The following is a 383-nucleotide window of genomic DNA, read 5'->3' as shown; positions in this document are numbered from 1 at the left end:
CGACCCCGATGACCTCGACCCCTTCGAGCCGGGCCGGCCCGGCGGAGAGCAGCAGCTCACTGGTGGCGGCGACGGCGATGTCGTTGACGGTGTCCCACGAGCGGCCGAGCTCGCGGGCGACCGCGGCAACGGTGGCCTTGTCCAGCATCAGCCGACGCAGGATGAACGCCGCGCAGCGTCCGGTGGTCGACGCCCAAGGACGGGCCAGCCGGCTGGTGTCGTGGGCGAAGACCTCACGTGAGCAGCCGTCGTGCACGCAGCGGTAGCGCGGCACCCGGACCCGCAGCTCGAGGGGATGCCCGACCACCGGGACGTCGCTGACGCGGCGTTCGGTGCTGTCGCGGTAGGTCCCGGCGATCCCGCAGCCCGGGCAGCGGCCGGGA

1 protein-coding gene is annotated in these 383 nt (G+C 73.9%); it reads right to left on the bottom strand.

All coding sequences use genetic code 11. The features are described 5' to 3' along the window. Positions 1–383, bottom strand: a 383-nt coding sequence (locus QSK03_RS32980) for a transposase family protein (RefSeq protein WP_285660071.1), incomplete at both ends; no start/stop codon positions are given.

The organism is Actinomycetospora sp. NBRC 106375 (assembly GCF_030269665.1).
In the GTDB taxonomy this organism is placed as follows: Bacteria; Actinomycetota; Actinomycetes; order Mycobacteriales; family Pseudonocardiaceae; genus Actinomycetospora.
The sequence above is the reverse complement of the archived record's forward strand: the minus strand, read 5'-3'. Positions and strand labels throughout refer to the sequence as shown.